This is a genomic window from Achromobacter denitrificans NBRC 15125 (genome assembly GCF_001571365.1).
GTDB lineage: Bacteria > Pseudomonadota > Gammaproteobacteria > Burkholderiales > Burkholderiaceae_B > Achromobacter > Achromobacter denitrificans.
The window spans coordinates 1-14,916 of record NZ_BCTQ01000014.1; the positions used below are offsets into that span (position 1 = coordinate 1).

General features: G+C 69.9%; 13 protein-coding genes and 1 pseudogene. 9 read left to right on the forward strand and 5 right to left on the reverse strand.

The genetic code is table 11. From position 1 onward, the window contains the following. A pseudogene (locus tag ADE01S_RS13425) lies at positions 1-365 on the reverse strand (DUF2325 domain-containing protein); the annotation flags it as partial. Positions 366-642: 277 nt separating this feature from the next. On the opposite strand from ADE01S_RS13425, the gene ADE01S_RS13430 reads away from it, so the two are divergent. After that, positions 643-939, forward strand: coding sequence for a flagellar transcriptional regulator FlhD (locus tag ADE01S_RS13430; RefSeq protein ID WP_062682199.1), 297 nt, complete (start codon positions 643-645; stop codon positions 937-939). Between the two features lie 58 nt (positions 940-997). Here ADE01S_RS13430 and ADE01S_RS13435 read toward each other — a convergent pair whose 3' ends face one another. Continuing rightward, positions 998-2,320 (reverse strand): MFS transporter, encoded by a 1,323-nt coding sequence (locus ADE01S_RS13435; RefSeq protein ID WP_062682200.1) that lies wholly within the window; start codon positions 2,318-2,320, stop codon positions 998-1,000. Between the two features lie 159 nt (positions 2,321-2,479). On the opposite strand from ADE01S_RS13435, the gene ADE01S_RS13440 reads away from it, so the two are divergent. After that, positions 2,480-3,376, forward strand: a complete 897-nt coding sequence (locus ADE01S_RS13440; RefSeq protein ID WP_062682201.1) for a LysR family transcriptional regulator — start codon at positions 2,480-2,482, stop codon at positions 3,374-3,376. A gap of 154 nt (positions 3,377-3,530) precedes the next feature. Then, positions 3,531-5,186: a mucoidy inhibitor MuiA family protein gene (locus ADE01S_RS13445; RefSeq protein ID WP_062682202.1), complete on the forward strand. Its 1,656-nt coding sequence runs from the start codon at positions 3,531-3,533 to the stop codon at positions 5,184-5,186. A 29-nt stretch (positions 5,187-5,215) separates the two neighbouring features. On the opposite strand, the gene ADE01S_RS13450 is transcribed toward ADE01S_RS13445, so the two are convergent. Beyond that, complete coding sequence (locus ADE01S_RS13450) at positions 5,216-6,526, reverse strand: ferredoxin reductase family protein (RefSeq protein WP_062682203.1); 1,311 nt, start codon at positions 6,524-6,526, stop codon at positions 5,216-5,218. Between the two features lie 194 nt (positions 6,527-6,720). Further along, a complete protein-coding gene (locus ADE01S_RS13455) occupies positions 6,721-7,950 on the reverse strand; it encodes an EAL domain-containing response regulator (RefSeq protein WP_463049242.1) in 1,230 nt (409 codons plus the stop codon). A 236-nt stretch (positions 7,951-8,186) separates the two neighbouring features. On the opposite strand from ADE01S_RS13455, the gene ADE01S_RS13460 reads away from it, so the two are divergent. After that, on the forward strand, positions 8,187-9,326 hold the full coding sequence (locus ADE01S_RS13460; RefSeq protein WP_062682204.1) for a 3-deoxy-7-phosphoheptulonate synthase: 1,140 nt from the start codon (positions 8,187-8,189) through the stop codon (positions 9,324-9,326). On the opposite strand, the gene ADE01S_RS13465 is transcribed toward ADE01S_RS13460, so the two are convergent. Then, positions 9,317-10,558: an NAD(P)/FAD-dependent oxidoreductase gene (locus tag ADE01S_RS13465; protein ID WP_062682205.1), complete on the reverse strand. Its 1,242-nt coding sequence runs from the start codon at positions 10,556-10,558 to the stop codon at positions 9,317-9,319. The two genes, ADE01S_RS13460 and ADE01S_RS13465, sit on opposite strands and share 10 nt — an antisense overlap. 101 nt (positions 10,559-10,659) lie before the next feature. On the opposite strand from ADE01S_RS13465, the gene ADE01S_RS13470 reads away from it, so the two are divergent. The 5 genes from ADE01S_RS13470 to ADE01S_RS13490 all read left to right on the forward strand — a co-directional run bounded on the left by ADE01S_RS13470 (position 10,660) and on the right by ADE01S_RS13490 (position 14,840). After that, positions 10,660-11,259 (forward strand): GNAT family N-acetyltransferase, encoded by a 600-nt coding sequence (locus ADE01S_RS13470; protein WP_062682206.1) that lies wholly within the window; start codon positions 10,660-10,662, stop codon positions 11,257-11,259. A gap of 71 nt (positions 11,260-11,330) precedes the next feature. After that, on the forward strand, positions 11,331-11,810 hold the full coding sequence (locus ADE01S_RS13475; protein WP_062682207.1) for a hypothetical protein: 480 nt from the start codon (positions 11,331-11,333) through the stop codon (positions 11,808-11,810). 336 nt (positions 11,811-12,146) lie between these two features. Beyond that, positions 12,147-12,878 carry a response regulator transcription factor gene (locus tag ADE01S_RS13480; protein WP_062682208.1) on the forward strand — a complete coding sequence of 244 codons (732 nt, stop codon included), beginning with the start codon at positions 12,147-12,149 and terminating at the stop codon, positions 12,876-12,878. Beyond that, the gene (locus ADE01S_RS13485; protein WP_062682209.1) at positions 12,875-13,744 is read left to right on the forward strand and encodes an HpcH/HpaI aldolase/citrate lyase family protein; all 870 of its coding nucleotides are present in this window, start codon (positions 12,875-12,877) and stop codon (positions 13,742-13,744) included. The genes ADE01S_RS13480 and ADE01S_RS13485 overlap by 4 nt, the downstream gene beginning before the upstream one ends. Before the next feature lie 115 nt (positions 13,745-13,859). Then, positions 13,860-14,840 carry a serine hydrolase gene (locus ADE01S_RS13490; protein WP_242663430.1) on the forward strand — a complete coding sequence of 327 codons (981 nt, stop codon included), beginning with the start codon at positions 13,860-13,862 and terminating at the stop codon, positions 14,838-14,840. Positions 14,841-14,916 lie beyond the last annotated feature (76 nt).

Here is a 14,916-nt window from a genome sequence, read left to right on the forward strand (position 1 = left end):
GGCTCGACGGCGGGCGGCGCGGCCCTGCGCCCGGCGTCGCCCCGGCCTTGCCAGGCCAGCCGTTCACGCATCAGCGTCTGCACCCGCTCCATCAGCTGCGTCACGCTGCGGGCAAGCGCCACGCGCCGCGGCAAGCCGGGAATCGAGAGCTCCAGCGCCTTGCGGTCCTCGCGCGCCCAGGCCAGGGCCGTGTCGCGCTGGATGACCGCCGCGCGCAGCCGCATGGATTCGGCCTCCAGGTAGAGGATCCGCGCCGCCTGCGCGGCCAGCAGCCGGCTGCAATGCGATTGGGCCTGCCCGTAGGCGGCCAACAGCGCGGCGTGTTCGCGGCGCAGGTTCTGGCTTTCGGAGGAAGAAGGATGCATCGCGGCCCTCGAAGCGGATAAGGGAGCGGCGCGTCTTGCGCGCCCGGTCAGTCAAGATGATAAATGAGAACCACTCTCTTTTATACCTATGCCCCTACGCTTCGCATGGCACCGGGAAATCCACTACTGACGCAACCAAGTCGCTTAAATATGATCGACAATCGGCACGCCGGCCCGCTCCCGGGTTCGGACCAGACGCCTCCAGCGAGGGCGCCACGCGCCTTCTTTCGCCGTCGCCATGCCCCGGCAGCGGCCTTAACGACGTCTGGGGTGTCCCATGCCGAAATCCACCGAACTGCTCCGCGACATACACGAAACCAATCTGATGTACCTGCTGCTGTTGCAGCGCCTGGCGCGCGCCGGCGACCCGGCGTCGGCCGGCGTGCCGATGTCGGACCAGGCCTGCCGCTGGCTGGCGGGACGCGGCCACGAAGAGCTGGTCAAGCTGGCGCAGTCCAGCGTGCTGCTGGCCCGGCTGGACCTCTCCCCGGACATGCTGCTCTCGGCCCTGAGCCGGGGGCTCGATGCCACCCTGGCGGGCAGCGCCGCGGCGCCGGCCTTGGATCGCCATTGAATCGCCATTTAAGCGCCTTCGAGGCGCCCTCTAGCGGCACGCCGGGCAGGCGCTCGTATCAGGAAGCGCGCCCGACGGCGGCCGCGGCCGCCACCCGGCTGGTCCGCCAATACAGTCCGGCGCTGATCGCCAGCGCGAGCGCCAGCAGGCCGCCCGTCATCTCGGCCACGCCGCGCCAGGCGCCCGTCGTCCAGAACTGGCCGCCCAGGGCGCCCAGCACGCTGGAGCCCACGTAGTACACCAGCAGGTAGAGCGAAGCGGCCAGCGCCTTGTAGCCGCGCGCCATCTGCCCGACCCAGCCGCTGGCCACCGCGTGGGCGGCGAAGAAGCCGAAGGTGAACACCACGATGCCCGCGATCAGCACGGGAAGCGAATCCGACAGCGTGAGCAGCAGGCCCGCCAGCGCCAGGCCGGTCGCGGCGCCGAGCATCGCGCCACGACCGTGGCGGTCCGCCAGCCGGCCGAAGTAGGTAGAGGCGAAGATCCCCACCAGATACACCACGAAGATGAATCCGATGAAGGTCTGGCTGAGGGAAAACGGCGGCAGCAGCAGGCGGAAGCCGACGTAGTTGTAGACGGTGACGAACGCGCCCATCAGCAGGCCGCCCAGGGCGAACAGGCCGCAAAGCGGGCCGTTGCGCAAATGGGCGCGGGCGCCGGCGCGCACGTCGCCCCAGACGCCGGCCCATCCCCTGCCCCGCTGCGCGACGAAACGGCGCGAGGCGGGCAGCAGCCACACGAACATCACGGCCGCCGCCATGCCGAGCACGCCCAGCGTGCCCAGCGCGGCGCGCCAGCCGTAGTGGTCCGCGACCAGCCCGGTGATGACCCGTCCGGACAGCCCGCCGAAGGCGCTTCCGCTGATGTACAGCCCCATGGCGAATCCCAGGGTCTCGGGTTCGACCTCTTCGGCCAGGTAGGCTATGGCGACGGCCGGCACCCCGCCCATGGCCACGCCTTGCAGCGCGCGCAGCGCCAGCAGGCTGTGCCAGTCCGGCGCCATGGCGGCGACGGTGCCCAGCACGGCCGAGGCGAACAGCGACAGCGCCATGACGCGCTTGCGCGGCAGCGATTGCGAAAACAGGCCCACGAAGAAGATCGCCACCGCCAGCAGGCCGGTGCACAGCGACAGGACCAGGCTGCTTTGCGCGGGCGACACGCCGAAGGCGCGGGTGAACAGCGGCATCAGCGGCTGCACGCAATACAACAGCGAAAACGTGGAGAAGCCGGCCGCGAACAGCGCCCATTGGGCGCGGCGCAGCCCGGGCGTGCCGCGGGCAAGGTATTGGGGAGAGTCGGAATCGGTGGCGGAAACGGACGCGGCCGGCGCCGCCGCAGGCGCGGCGAGGTCGGAGGAGGAATGGGCAGCAGGGGTAGACATCGGAAATTCTCGGAAGGCAGCGGGAGGCGGACCGGCTCACGCCGTAAACGGCGCCGCGGAGGCTTACACCCGCCCAATCAAGGTAGACTTTTCCGCTCCATATGTCCAATATATGAAACTACTATCTATCATATTTAAAAACGATGGAGCCGCGCCGCCATGGAACTGCGCCACCTGCGTTACTTCACCGCCGTCGCCGAAGAACTGCATTTCACGCGGGCGGCGGCGCGGCTGGGCATCGGCCAGCCGCCCCTGAGCCAGCAGATCCAGCAGCTTGAGCGCGAAATCGGCACGCCGCTATTCCTGCGGCTGCCGCGCGGCATCGCCCTGACCGAAGCCGGCACGCAGTTCCTGGAAGACGCGCGCGCCATCCTGGCCAGCGCCGACCGCGCCGTGGACACGGCGCGCCGTCTGGGGCGCGGCGAACGCGGCGCGATCGCCGTGGGCTTCACGGCCTCGGCCGTCTTCCATCCCTACCTGCCGCGGGCCATCCGCGCCTACCGCGACCGCTATCCGGGCGTGCGAGTCACGCTCACCGAAAGCAACACGATCTCGCTGTTGCGCGGCCTGCGCGCGGGCGACGTGGACGTGGCCTTCGTGCGCCCGCCCTACGTGCTGGATCCGGAGTTCGCATCCGAGCGCGTGCTGGACGAACCCATGCTGGTCGCCCTGCCCCCGGACCACCCTCTTAGCCGCAAGCGCGCCATCCCCATGGCCGCCCTGGCCGACGAGGACTTCGTGCTGTATCCGCGGCCCATCGGCGCCGGCCTGTACGACGCCATCCAGTCCGCCTGCCAGCGGGCCGGCTTCCTGCCGCGGGTCATCCAGGAAGCGCCGCAGATGGCCTCCATCGTCAGCCTGGTCGCCGCCGGCGTCGGCATTTCGGTGGTGCCGGCGGCCATGCGGCACATGGGCGCGCAAGGCATCGAATACCGGCCCATCAAGGGCGACGCGCCGCATGCGCTCCTGGACATGGCCTACCGCCGCCACGACCGCTCGACCGCGGCGGGCAACGCCGTCGACATGCTGCGCGAACTGGCCCATCCCGAAACCTGAGGCGTGGCAGGCAGTATTGCCCTGTCGCGTTTGACACCTTCTGTAAACCGGCTGCCGGGACGGCAATGTAAATTGTCGCGCTCGCCGGTCCCGCCCCGGATCCGGCGGCCCTCCAAGATTCCAACCGCGTTCCAACTGCGTAAAAGGTGACCCCGTGCGACGTACCCTCCTGGCCTTGGCCATCGCGACGATTCCCGGCCTGGGCTCGGCCGCCGGGCTGGCCTCTTCCATCGGTGCCGTGACCGTCTACCAGGACCGCGCCGTGGTGACGCGGGCGGCCAGCAGCGAACTGCCGGCCGGCGAACACGAACTGGTGCTGGAAAAGCTGCCGGCCTCGCTGCAGGACAATTCCCTGCAGGTGTCCGCCAAGAGCACCGGCCAGGCCACCCTGCTGGACGTGAAGGTGCGCGACGCCTATCAGGCCGACACGCCGAACGAGCGCGTCAAGCAGCTGGAAGAACGGCTGCGCCAGCTCGAAGCCCAGCAGGCCTCGCTGGACGACGAGGCCGCGGTGCTGGACAACCAGCGCGAACTGGTGCTGATGATGCAGCGCGGCGCCACCGAGCCCGGCAAGGACGCCGGCCGCCTCACCCTGGACGAGCTGAAGTCCATCCAGTCGCTCAGCGCCGACACGCTGTCCAGGACACTTGCCGGGCTGCGCCGAGTGGCCGAGCAGAAGGCCGCGCTGGACCGCGACATCGCCGCGCTCCAGAACGAGCTCGGCCAGCTGCAGAACGCGCTGGGCCGTCGCACCAAGACCGTGACCTTGCGCGTGAACCTGGCGCGCGCCGGCAAGGTCGACCTGAACCTGTCGTATGCCGTGGCCGGCGCGCGCTGGACCCCGGCCTACGACGCGCGCCTGCGCCTGGCCGACCGCAGCGTGGACCTGGGCTATTTCGGCGTGATCCGCCAGAACACCGGCGAAGACTGGAACAACGTCAAGCTGACGCTGTCCACCGCCAGGCCGTCGCTGGGCGGCGGCGCGCCGTCGCTGCAACCGTGGATCGTCGACGTCGCGGCGCCGCCTCCGCCGCCGCCCTCGCCCGCTCCCCGCCCCGCCGCCTCGCCCTCCGCCAAGATGCAGGCCGAGATCGCCGCCGAGCGCCGCGCGCGGCACAGCCCCGCCTTCGCCGACGCCGCGGCCGAACCGGTGGCGGAGGCCGTCGAGCTGTCTACCGCGCAGGTGCAGAACGAAGCCACCAGCGCGTCCTTCCAGATCCGGAATCCGGCCACGCTCCTGTCCGACAACGCCACGCAGCGCGTGGCCATCGCGACCGCCAAGCTGCCGGCCACGCTGCAATACCAATCCACGCCCGCGCTGCGCGAGGCGGTCTACCTGACCGCGCAGGCCAGCAACACCACCGACTTCCCCTTTTTGGCCGGTCCCCTGAACACTTTCCTGGACGACGCGTTCGTCGCGTCCGGCAGCCTGAAGGCCGTCATGCCGGGCGAAAAGGTCGAGCTGGCCATGGGCGCGGACGAAGGCATCTCCATCAAGCGCCAGCTGGTGAACCGCTATACCGAGAGCACGGGCTTTTCGGGCAGCGGCAAGCGCGTGACCTACGAATACAAGATCACCGTGAAGAACAACAAGGCCACCAAGGAGCAGGTGTCCTTCAAGGACCGCCTGCCCGTCTCGCGCAACGAGAAGATCGTGGTCAAACTGCTCTCGCCCGCCGACCGCGAGGTCAAGCGCGAAGAAGACGGCCGGCTGGCCTGGGAGTGGGAGATGGAGCCGGGCAAGTCGCGCGAGACCGTGCTCAAGTTCTCCGTCGATTACCCCGGGGACATCGAGGTTTCGGGCCTCTGAGAGCGGGCCCCGGCGCGGCCGGGGCGCCCTTAGCGCATCTGGAAGGCTTCCTGGTGGAACAGCTCGCTCACCGGCATGCCGCGCCGGTGCAGGCCGTCCTTCAGCGCATCGGCAAAGCCCATCGGGCCGCAGAACCACACGCTGGGCCAGGGCGTGCCGGGCTTGTGCTCGGCCGCCAGCTCGGCCGCCGTGAGCGGCCGCTGCGTATCGCTGTAGCGCACGCGCAGCGTCACGTTCGGCACGCGGGCGCACAGCGCTTCGAGGCGCTGCGCGAACGGCGCGTCGTCGGCGTTGCGGGCACAGTAATACAAGGTGGCCACCGGCGCGCTGTCGGGCTGCGCCTGCAGCGCTTCCATCCATGAAATGAACGGCGTGACGCCGATGCCGGCGGCCACCCAGATCTGCGGGCGGCCATCGTCGCGCTGGAAATCGAAACAGCCGTAGGGCCCTTCTATCGTGACCGCCTGGCCCACCGCGAGGCTCTTCTGCAGGCGCCGGGTGTAGTCCCCCAGCGCCTTGATCGAAAACTCCACGCGTCCGGTGCCGTCGTCCGCGCCCGACACCGTGAACGGATGGGCGCCTTCGCGGCGATCGGCCGTCAGGAAGGCAAACTGGCCGGCGCGGTGATGCCAATTGCCCTCCACCCTACAGGTCAGCGACAGGATGTCGTCCGACAGCCGGTTGATGGCGAGTACCTGGCCCCGGTAGCGCCGCCCGCGCCCGATGTTGCCGGTCAGGGCCATCAGCGCGCAGACGCCGCCCAGGGCGGTGCAGGCCCCCACCAGCCAGCCCGCCGGCTGCCACCACCAGGCCGCGGGCGTGAGCACCACGCCATGGAACGCGACCACCAGGAAAATCACGGCGGAAATGCGGTGGACCTGGCGCCAGATGTGATACGGGAAGCGGCTCCACAGCGTCAGCAGCACCAGGGCCACCAGGATCCACACCGCCCATTCCCCGATATCCTTGGCCGAGCCCCGGAACGCGTCGAGCAGCGCGGCCGCGCGCGGCGTCTTGGCGACGGGATCGAACATGGCCAGCAGCACGGGCTTGCCCACCTTGATCAGGTAATGCGCCGCCGCCAGCACCGTGGCCAGGATGCCGCTCCATTTGTGCAGCCGGTACATCTTGTCCAGCCCGCCCACCCGCGTCTCCAGCCACATCGGGCGCACGGCCAGCAGCATGATCAGCGTCATCAGCGCATAGGCGCCCAGGCCCGTCAGCAGGATGAGCTGGTCGCGCGCGGTCCAGATATTGAGTTCGGCGGGCGGCTGCGCCCAGTAGGCGCCGGCCCAGGCCAGCAGGGAAACCAACAGTACGGCGGCCAGGATGCGTCGCATCGATTCATCGCTCCATCTCGAACCGGCGGCCCGCTCATCCGGCCTGGCCGCCACGGATCAATGGTAGTTCCGCCGGACGGGGGCTGGCCCCGCTTGAGGCGGCCTGCTTGATACGGGTCAAGCCTGTGCGCAATCGAAGCGGGCCGCAATCGTCCGGCAAGCGCCAGCATACCCGATGCCCCGCCCGCCGCGGGTCAATGATTGCGGCAGAACTCGATGAAGGCGTCGGGTTCGAGCGGCATGGAAATGCCGTAGCCCTGGGCCACGTCGCAGCCCAGCTCGCGCAGCAGCTGCACGTCGCGCTCGTGCTCCACGCCCTCGGCCACCACGCGGCGGCCCAGCACCCGCCCCATTTCGATCGCGGCGGCCACGACCGCGCGCGAGGCCGGCTCGCGGTGCATGTGCACGATGAAGTCGCGGTCGATCTTGAGTTCGGTGAAAGGCATGGCCGAGAACAGGCGCATCGACGCGATGCCCGCGCCGAAATCGTCCATCGCCAGTTCGAAGCCCCGCACCCGAAGCAGGTTCAACACCGACGACAACGCCAGCCAGTCGGTCACGGGCTCGTCTTCCGTCAGCTCGACCTTGACCAGCCGGGCCGGCAGGCCGGCCTGCCCGACGCGCTGTTCCAGCAGGCCGGGCAGGTCGCGGGTGCAGAGCGTGGACGCGGACGCGTTGATGGCGATGGGCACGGCGATGTCCTCGGCGTACATGCGGCGCAGCACGTCGATGACGCGGTCCGTGACGCGGCTGAACAGCATGCGGTCCAGCCCCAGCCGGTGCGCCGCGGGCACGAAATCGACCGCCGAGATCACGCCCAGCTCCGGATGATCCCAGCGCGACAGGGCCTCGGCCGCCAGCACGCGGCCGGTGGACAGGCTCATCTGCGGTTGCAGCACCACGCTCATGCCCTTGCCGGTGATGAGCGCATGGCCCAGCGCCACTTCCATCAGGTCGCGGCGCACGGCGTTCTGCCGGGGCGACGCGGCGTCGTCTTCGTCGATGCTGCGCAGCGCGGTCTTGATCGCCTGCTGCATGCCGGTGCGCGACACCGGCTTGGACAGCGCCTGGGCCGAGGGGCACCCCGCCTGCAGCGCCAGCCGCACGTGCGATTGCAGCAGCTCGTCGCTGAGGCTGCTGATCCAGATGATGGGCGGCATGCTCTTCAGCCGGCCGGCGTCGACCAGTCGGCGCAGTTCGTTGGGCAGGCGGGTGCCGTCGCCCTCGCCCATGACGATGTCGCTGACGACCACGTCGTAGAATTGCCGCGTCAGCGCGCCGATGGCCTCGGTGCTGCTGCCCACGCCCGCCACCCGCCGGTAACCGAGCGCCAGAAGCATGTTCTGGAGGTAGGCGCGTTCGACCGGATGATCCTCCACCAGGAGAATCCGTCGGGTCGCGCCAGCGTCGGTCTTAGGCATCATCTACCGTCCTAGTCATATAGGGCGGGCCCTTTGCAGGCGGCCGCGGGAACTCTGTAGCCCTCATGCTACGGCATCCACGCGGTGGCTGTCCTTATCGCTAACGGGTTAATGCAGCAACGTCGCCGATAGGCGTAGGAATCGGCTGATCAACCGGACGGAGGCAACCTGCCGTCGCGCCCGCCTCGGCGCGGTGCGATAATGGCGGTCTTTCCCGCATCTACGGCACGGAGCTTCCCTTGACCCGCATTGATGATCCCCTGCACGACCGCGAGGTCGGCGCGGCCGACTCCACCCAGGACAATACCCGCACGGACGACACCCGCATCAGCGCGGTGCGGCCCCTGATCTCGCCCGCGCTGCTGCAGGACGAACTGCCCGTCGCCGCCGAGATCCAGAACCTGGTCGAACGCAGCCGCGCGGAAATCGCCGACGTGCTGCACGGCCGCGACGACCGCCTGGTGCTGGTGGTCGGCCCCTGCTCCATCCACGATCACGGCCAGGCCATGGAGTACGCCCGCCAACTGCGCACCGCCGCCGAGCAGCACAGGCAGGACCTGCTGATCGTGATGCGCGTGTACTTCGAGAAGCCCCGCACCACGGTCGGCTGGAAGGGCTACATCAACGACCCGCGCCTGGACGGCAGCTTCCGCATCAACGAAGGCCTGCGCCGCGCGCGCGAACTGCTGCTGGACATCAGCGGCCTGGGCCTGCCCATCGCCACCGAATTCCTCGACCTGCTCAGCCCGCAATACATCGCGGACCTGATCTCCTGGGGCGCCATCGGCGCGCGCACCACGGAAAGCCCCAGCCACCGCCAGCTCAGCTCCGGCCTGAGCTGTCCGCTGGGCTTCAAGAACGGCACCGACGGCGGCGTCCAGATCGCCGCCGACGCCATGGTCGCCGCCAGCGCCAAGCATGCCTTCATGGGCATGACCAAGATGGGCATGGCGGCCATCTTCGAAACCCGCGGCAACCAGGACACCCACGTCATCCTGCGCGGCGGCAAGCAAGGCCCCAACTACGACGCCGCCAGCGTCGACGCCTGCTGCGCCGCGCTGCGCGCCGCCGGCCAGCGCGAGCAGGTCATGATCGACTGCTCGCACGCCAATTCCAACAAGTCGCACCTGCGCCAGGTCGACGTGGCCAACGACATCGCCGCCCAGCTCGCCCAGGGCGACGCCCGCATCACCGGCGTCATGATCGAAAGCCACCTCGAAGAAGGCCGCCAGGACCTGAAGGCCGGCCAGCCCCTGCGCCACGGCGTGTCCATCACGGACGCCTGCCTGGGCTGGTCGCAGACCGCGCCGGTGCTCGACACGCTCGCCCGGGCGGTGCGCCAGCGCCGCGAAAAAGCGGCGGCCGGCGCTCAGGCGTAGCGGTCGGCGCGGTAAGGCGCCGGATCCACGTCCGGCGCCTCGCCCGTGATCAGGCTGGCCAGCAGCCTGCCCGTCACGGGCCCCAGCGTGAAGCCGTGATGCGCGTGGCCGAAGGCCAGCCACAGGCCCGGGTGGCGCGGCGCGGGGCCGATCACGGGCCGCATGTCCGGCATGCACGGCCGGCACCCCATCCACGGTTCCCGTTCCACCGCCTCGCCCAGGGGCAGCAGTTGTCCAGCCAGCGCGCGCGTGCGCTGGATCTGGATGGGCGACGGCGGCGCGTCGCGCGCCGCGAACTCCGCGCCGGTCGTCAGGCGCACGCCCAGCGTCATGGGCGTCACCACGAAACCGCTCTCGATGTCCGCCACCGGATGCGACAGGCTCGCGCCGTCCTCCAGCGCGAAATGCTGGTGGTAACCGCGCTTCACCGCCATCGGCAGGCGATAACCCAGCGGCCGCAGCACGTCCGGCGACCACGGCCCCAGCGCCACGACCGCGTCGCGGGCCTCGATCGGCCCGTTCTCTCCCTGCGCCCGCCAGCCCTTGCCCTCAGGCCTCAGGCTGCGCGCGTCGCCGCGTTCCAGCACGCCGCCCAGCCGCAGGAACAGGTCGGCATAGCCCTTCGTCACCGCGCCCGGATCCGACACGTTGACCGGGTCCAGCCAGTGCACCGCGCCCGCCATGCGCGCCGACAGCGAGGGTTCCAGCGCCGCCAGCGCCTGCCGGTCCAGCACGCGGTAGGACAGGCCGTAAGGCGCGAGCGCCTCCGCCTCGGCCACGGCGCGGGCCAGCCCGGCTCCGCTGCGCGCGCCGTCGATCCAGCCGTTGCGGCGGAACAGATGGGAGATCCCCGCCTCGTCCTTGAGCGCGTCGTGCTCGGCCACGCAGCGTTCGATCAGCGGCAGCATGGCCTCGGCCGCGCGCGCCAGGCGCCGGGGCGCCGAATGCCACCAATAGCGCAGCAGCCACGGCGCGACCGCGGGGAGGAAACGCGGGTGGTAGCTGACGTCGGGCGTATCGTTCCTGGCATAGCGCCACAGGCTGCGCCAGTCGCGCGGAAACGCATAGGGAATCACGCTGGCGCGTTCGATCAGCCCGGCGTTGCCGTAGCTGGTTTCCTCGCCCGGCCCGCGCCGGTCCAGCAGCACGACCGAACGGCCGCGCCGCGCCAAATGCAGCGCCGTGCTGACGCCCACGATGCCCGCGCCCAGGACCACCACGTCTGTTTTCATGCGCGGCATTCTGCGCCCGGCCGACAGGTTTGGGCAAGCGCGCCCAGGCGTAGAATTCCCGGCAGCGCGGGGCGCGGCCTCGGCGACCCGAAGGAATGCCCATGACCTTGCCTGCCCTGCAACCCGTCACGCTCGCCGGCGCGATCGTGCGCCTCGAACCGATGGCCGCCCGCCACGCCGAAGACCTCGCCCGCGCGGGCCTGCACCCCGAGCTCTGGCGCCTGCAGCCCGAACCGGTCGAGACCCCCGACGACATGCGGCGCTACGTGGACCGCGCGCTCGCCGGCCAGCGCGAAGGCACCTGCCTGCCCTTCGCCATCGTGCGTCAGGACAACGGCGAGGTCATCGGCGCCACCCGCTACATGGACATCGCGCTCGCCCACAAGCGGCTGGAGATCGGCGCCACCTGGCTCACGCCTTCCAGCCAGCGCTCCGGCGCCAATACCGAAGCCAAATTCCTGCTGTTGCAGCACGCTTTTGAAACAATTGGTATCATACGCGTCGTGTTCAAAACGGAGTTGAGCAATGCGCAGTCCCGGCAGGCCATACTCCGCATCGGCGGCGTCGAGGAAGGCGTGTTTCGCAAGCACCTGATCGCGCAGTCCGGGCGTGCCCGCGACATGGTCTACTTCGCCATCCTCGACGAAGACTGGCCCTCGGTCAAAGCGCGCCTGCAGGCACGACTGCGCCGTTCCGCCTAGGCGGCGCCTTTCGTTCTTTACGCAGCCAGTCCGGGCCCGACACGCCCGCCCCAGCACTATTTTCGTCAGGTATGGATCGCACACCCCCCGCCCCGCCCGCGTTCGCGCGCCCCACCATTTTCCTCTACACCGAAGAGCAGCGCGGCAACCAGCTGGTTGAATCGCAGGTGATCGGCATGATGTCCGACGTGTCGGGTTCCGACAAACTCATCGTGGTGCAGGATCCGCACAGCGGCTTGAAGTTCATCTATCGGATCGACCACGAAAGCAGCAACCTCGACGCCGCCGCGCTCACCGAGCAGGAAGCGTCGCTGTTCGACGGCAAGCATGCCGTCCAGATCGACGCCACCTCGTACCGTCTGGGCACGGCCGACAACGCCATGAAACTGCTGCGGGGCAAAACCCAGTGGATACAGGACAAGGGCGCGGTGCTGTCGGTGCTGCTGCAGAACGCCGCGGCCCGCAAGACGCGCTTCGCCGCGGTGCGCATCGAGCGCGACCGCCTGCGCAAGGTGCCGCCGGGCGTTCCGATCGAACGGCTGCCTACATAAAAAAGACAGTACCGGGCGCGCGGCGCTTATCCACAATTTCTGTGGATAAACCCGGCTCCAACACACGGCCGATGGCCGTTGGGGCGATGCCGCCCGGGCTGCTCAATTTTTGACCACCCCCATTTTCGCGCGCGGACGGATGAGATCCTTGATCCATGGCGCGGCGCCGCAACGGGGTTGATGATATTCTCCGCAAGCGCGAGCGCGCGGCGCCAAGCGGCCCGAGCGGCGGCGGGCCGCGCGAACGAACCCCAATAAGAAGCCCTACCTGAAAGGAGCGGATAGCGTGTTTGTCCTTGGAGCGCCCCGCGCGGAACCCCTGGCGCCGGCGTCCCCGTGACGATCATCATCGTCGACGACCACGGAGACTGGCGCGACACCATCGCCGAATACATCCGCGATCTCGGCCTGGACAACGCCATCCTCACCGCGGGCTCCCTGGCGGAGCTGGACCGGCTGTTGCTGACCGTCAACCCGGGCATCCTGGTGCTGGACGCGATGCTGCCCGACGGCGACGCCCTGACCCGCGTCTCTCACCTGCGCACCACCTTCCCATCCATGGGCATCATCATGCTCACGGGCAGGCTGCTGAGCGAAGACAAGGTGTCGGGCCTGAGCCTGGGCGCCGACCACTACCTGACCAAGCCCGTCAACCTCGCCGAGCTGGGCGCCACGCTGGTGTCGCTGTCCCGCCGCCTGCGGGTGGTGCCGGCCGGCGCGCCGGGCCAGGCCCAGCCCGACGTCTGGCGCTTCGATCCCGCGCGCCGCGTCCTGCTGTCGCCCGAGCAGGTCTGCGTCGACATCACCGATACCGAAAGCCGCCTGATCGGCGCGCTGATCCAGGCCGCGCCCCTGCCGCTCTCGCGCGGCCGGCTGGTCGAGGCGCTGGGCGCCAGCGCCGAGGCCTACGACACGCACCGCCTGGATGCCCACGTTCACCGACTGCGCCGCAAGCTGCGGGCGCAGGCCGGCGGCGACATGGGCCTCCGCACCGTCTACGGCGTCGGCTACGTCTGCACCGTTCCCGTGCAGATCGTGGGCGGCGCCCCATCGAGATCCACGCCATGAATGCCGCCATCCGCCCTCGCCGTTCCGTTCTGTACATGCCCGGCGCCAACGCGCGCGCGCTGGACAAGGCGCGCACCCTGGACGCCGACGCGCTGATCCTGGACCTCGAAGACGCCGTCGCGCCCGACGCCAAGGCGCAGGCCCGCGAGCAGGTGGCCGCCGCCCTGCGCGCCGGCGGCTACGGACGCCGCGAATGCGTGGTGCGCATCAACGCCCTCGACACCGCGTGGGGCCATGACGACGTGCGGGCCATCGCCCGGGCGGGCGCCGACGCCGTGCTGCTGCCCAAGGCGCAGTCGGCCGCCGAACTCGCCGCGCTGGCGCAGGCCCTGGACGCGGCGGGCGCGCCCGCCTCGCTGCCCCTGTGGGCCATGGCGGAAACGCCGCTGGGCTTTCTGCGCCTGGATGCCATCGCCGGCGGCCACCCCAGGCTCGCCGCCATCGTGGTCGGCACTTCCGACCTGGTCAAGGACCTGCACGCGCGGCACACGCCGTCTCGCGAAGAAACCCTGCTGGCGCGCTCGATGGCCGTGATGGCGGCGCGGGCCCACGGCCTGGCCGTGCTGGACGGCGTGCACCTGGACCTGAACGACGACGCGGGCCTGCTGGCGGCCTGCGCCCAGGGACGCAACCAGGGCTTCGACGGCAAGACGCTCATCCATCCGAAACAGATTGCGGCGGCCAACGCCGCCTTCGCGCCCGCGCCAGAGGAACTCGCCGCCGCCCGCAAGCGCCTGGACGCCTGGCGCGCCGCGCAGGCGGCCGGCCTGGGCGTGGCCGTGGTCGACGGCGCCCTGGTGGAAAACCTGCACGCCCGGGAAGCCGAGCGCGTGCTGGCGCTGGCCGACGCCATCGCCCGCGCCTAGCGCGTCGCTTGCGGACAGCGCCGGCAGCAGTAATATCGGCTTTCAAATGTATATTGTCGGTAACGCGCCGCCCGGCGCGGGGCCGGTGAATCGGGGAGCGTTCGTGGCGCGGGTCTTGCGGCAACTAGCGGTGTCATTCTGCGCGGCGGCGGTCTGGGCCGTCGCGGCCGGCTTGCCGGCGCCGGCGCAGGCCCAGGCCGCCAATTTCCACCCCTGCAATTCCCAGCCCTCCCTGCCCATGTGCCAGCACGGCTACGGCAAGCGCATCGCCGTCCAGCGCTGGGGCGCGCAACCCGATCCGCTGGATCCGGACGCGGCCGCCAACGCCTCGCTGGTCACGCGCAACCCGGCCAAGGAAGTCGAGAAGCTCAAGTCCACCACGATCCTGGTGCAGGACATGGATACGTCCGAAGTGCTGTTCGCGCGCAACGAGGGCGTCGTGCGGCCCATCGCCTCCATTACCAAGTTGATGGCGGCGTGGACGCTGGTGAAGGCCGGCCTGCCCATGGACGAGATAATCACCGTCGACGCCAGCGACACTCGCTCCACCAGCGAGTTGCCCTCGCGCCTGACGGCCGGCACCAGACTGAGCCGCGGCGATCTGCTACGCCTGGCGCTGATCCCTTCCGAAAACAGCGCCGCGCAGGCCCTGGGGCGCACCTACACCGGCGGCACCGCCGCCTTCGTCGCGGCGATGAACGCCGAAGCCCGGGCGCTGGGCATGACCGACTCCAGCTTCGCCGAACCGAGCGGCCTGTCCAACGACAACCAGTCTTCGGCCCGGGATCTGGCCAAGCTGCTCCAGGCGATTTCCGCGCAGCCGCTGATCCGCCAGTACACGGCCGAAACCAGCTACCAGGCCGCCGGCCAGACCTTCCGCAACACCAACATCCTGGTGGGCCGTCCGCAATGGGAAATCCTGGTCTCCAAGACCGGCACCACCCGCGAAGCCGGCGACTGCCTGGTGATGGCGGTCAAGGTCGGACGGCGCAACCTGGCCATGGTGCTGCTCAACGCGCAAGGCACCAGCGGCTCGCGCTTCGGCGACGCCGTCCGCCTGCGGCGGGTGCTGGATAGCCGGCTCGCATCGCGATAAGCAGCCCCCTCGCGCGACGAGCGCGCGCGGCCCGGTACAATAACGCCCTTGACGCGGACGGACGCCCGTCCCATCC

Coding starts and splice junctions, on each gene's coding strand:
- ADE01S_RS13430 (WP_062682199.1), top strand. CDS start 643: ATGCCGAAATCCACCGAACTGCTCCGCGACATACACGAAACCAATCTG.
- ADE01S_RS13435 (WP_062682200.1), bottom strand. CDS start 2,320: ATGTCTACCCCTGCTGCCCATTCCTCCTCCGACCTCGCCGCGCCTGCG.
- ADE01S_RS13440 (WP_062682201.1), top strand. CDS start 2,480: ATGGAACTGCGCCACCTGCGTTACTTCACCGCCGTCGCCGAAGAACTG.
- ADE01S_RS13450 (WP_062682203.1), bottom strand. CDS start 6,526: ATGCGACGCATCCTGGCCGCCGTACTGTTGGTTTCCCTGCTGGCCTGG.
- ADE01S_RS13455 (WP_463049242.1), bottom strand. CDS start 7,950: ATGATGCCTAAGACCGACGCTGGCGCGACCCGACGGATTCTCCTGGTG.
- ADE01S_RS13465 (WP_062682205.1), bottom strand. CDS start 10,558: ATGAAAACAGACGTGGTGGTCCTGGGCGCGGGCATCGTGGGCGTCAGC.
- ADE01S_RS13470 (WP_062682206.1), top strand. CDS start 10,660: ATGACCTTGCCTGCCCTGCAACCCGTCACGCTCGCCGGCGCGATCGTG.
- ADE01S_RS13475 (WP_062682207.1), top strand. CDS start 11,331: ATGGATCGCACACCCCCCGCCCCGCCCGCGTTCGCGCGCCCCACCATT.
- ADE01S_RS13485 (WP_062682209.1), top strand. CDS start 12,875: ATGAATGCCGCCATCCGCCCTCGCCGTTCCGTTCTGTACATGCCCGGC.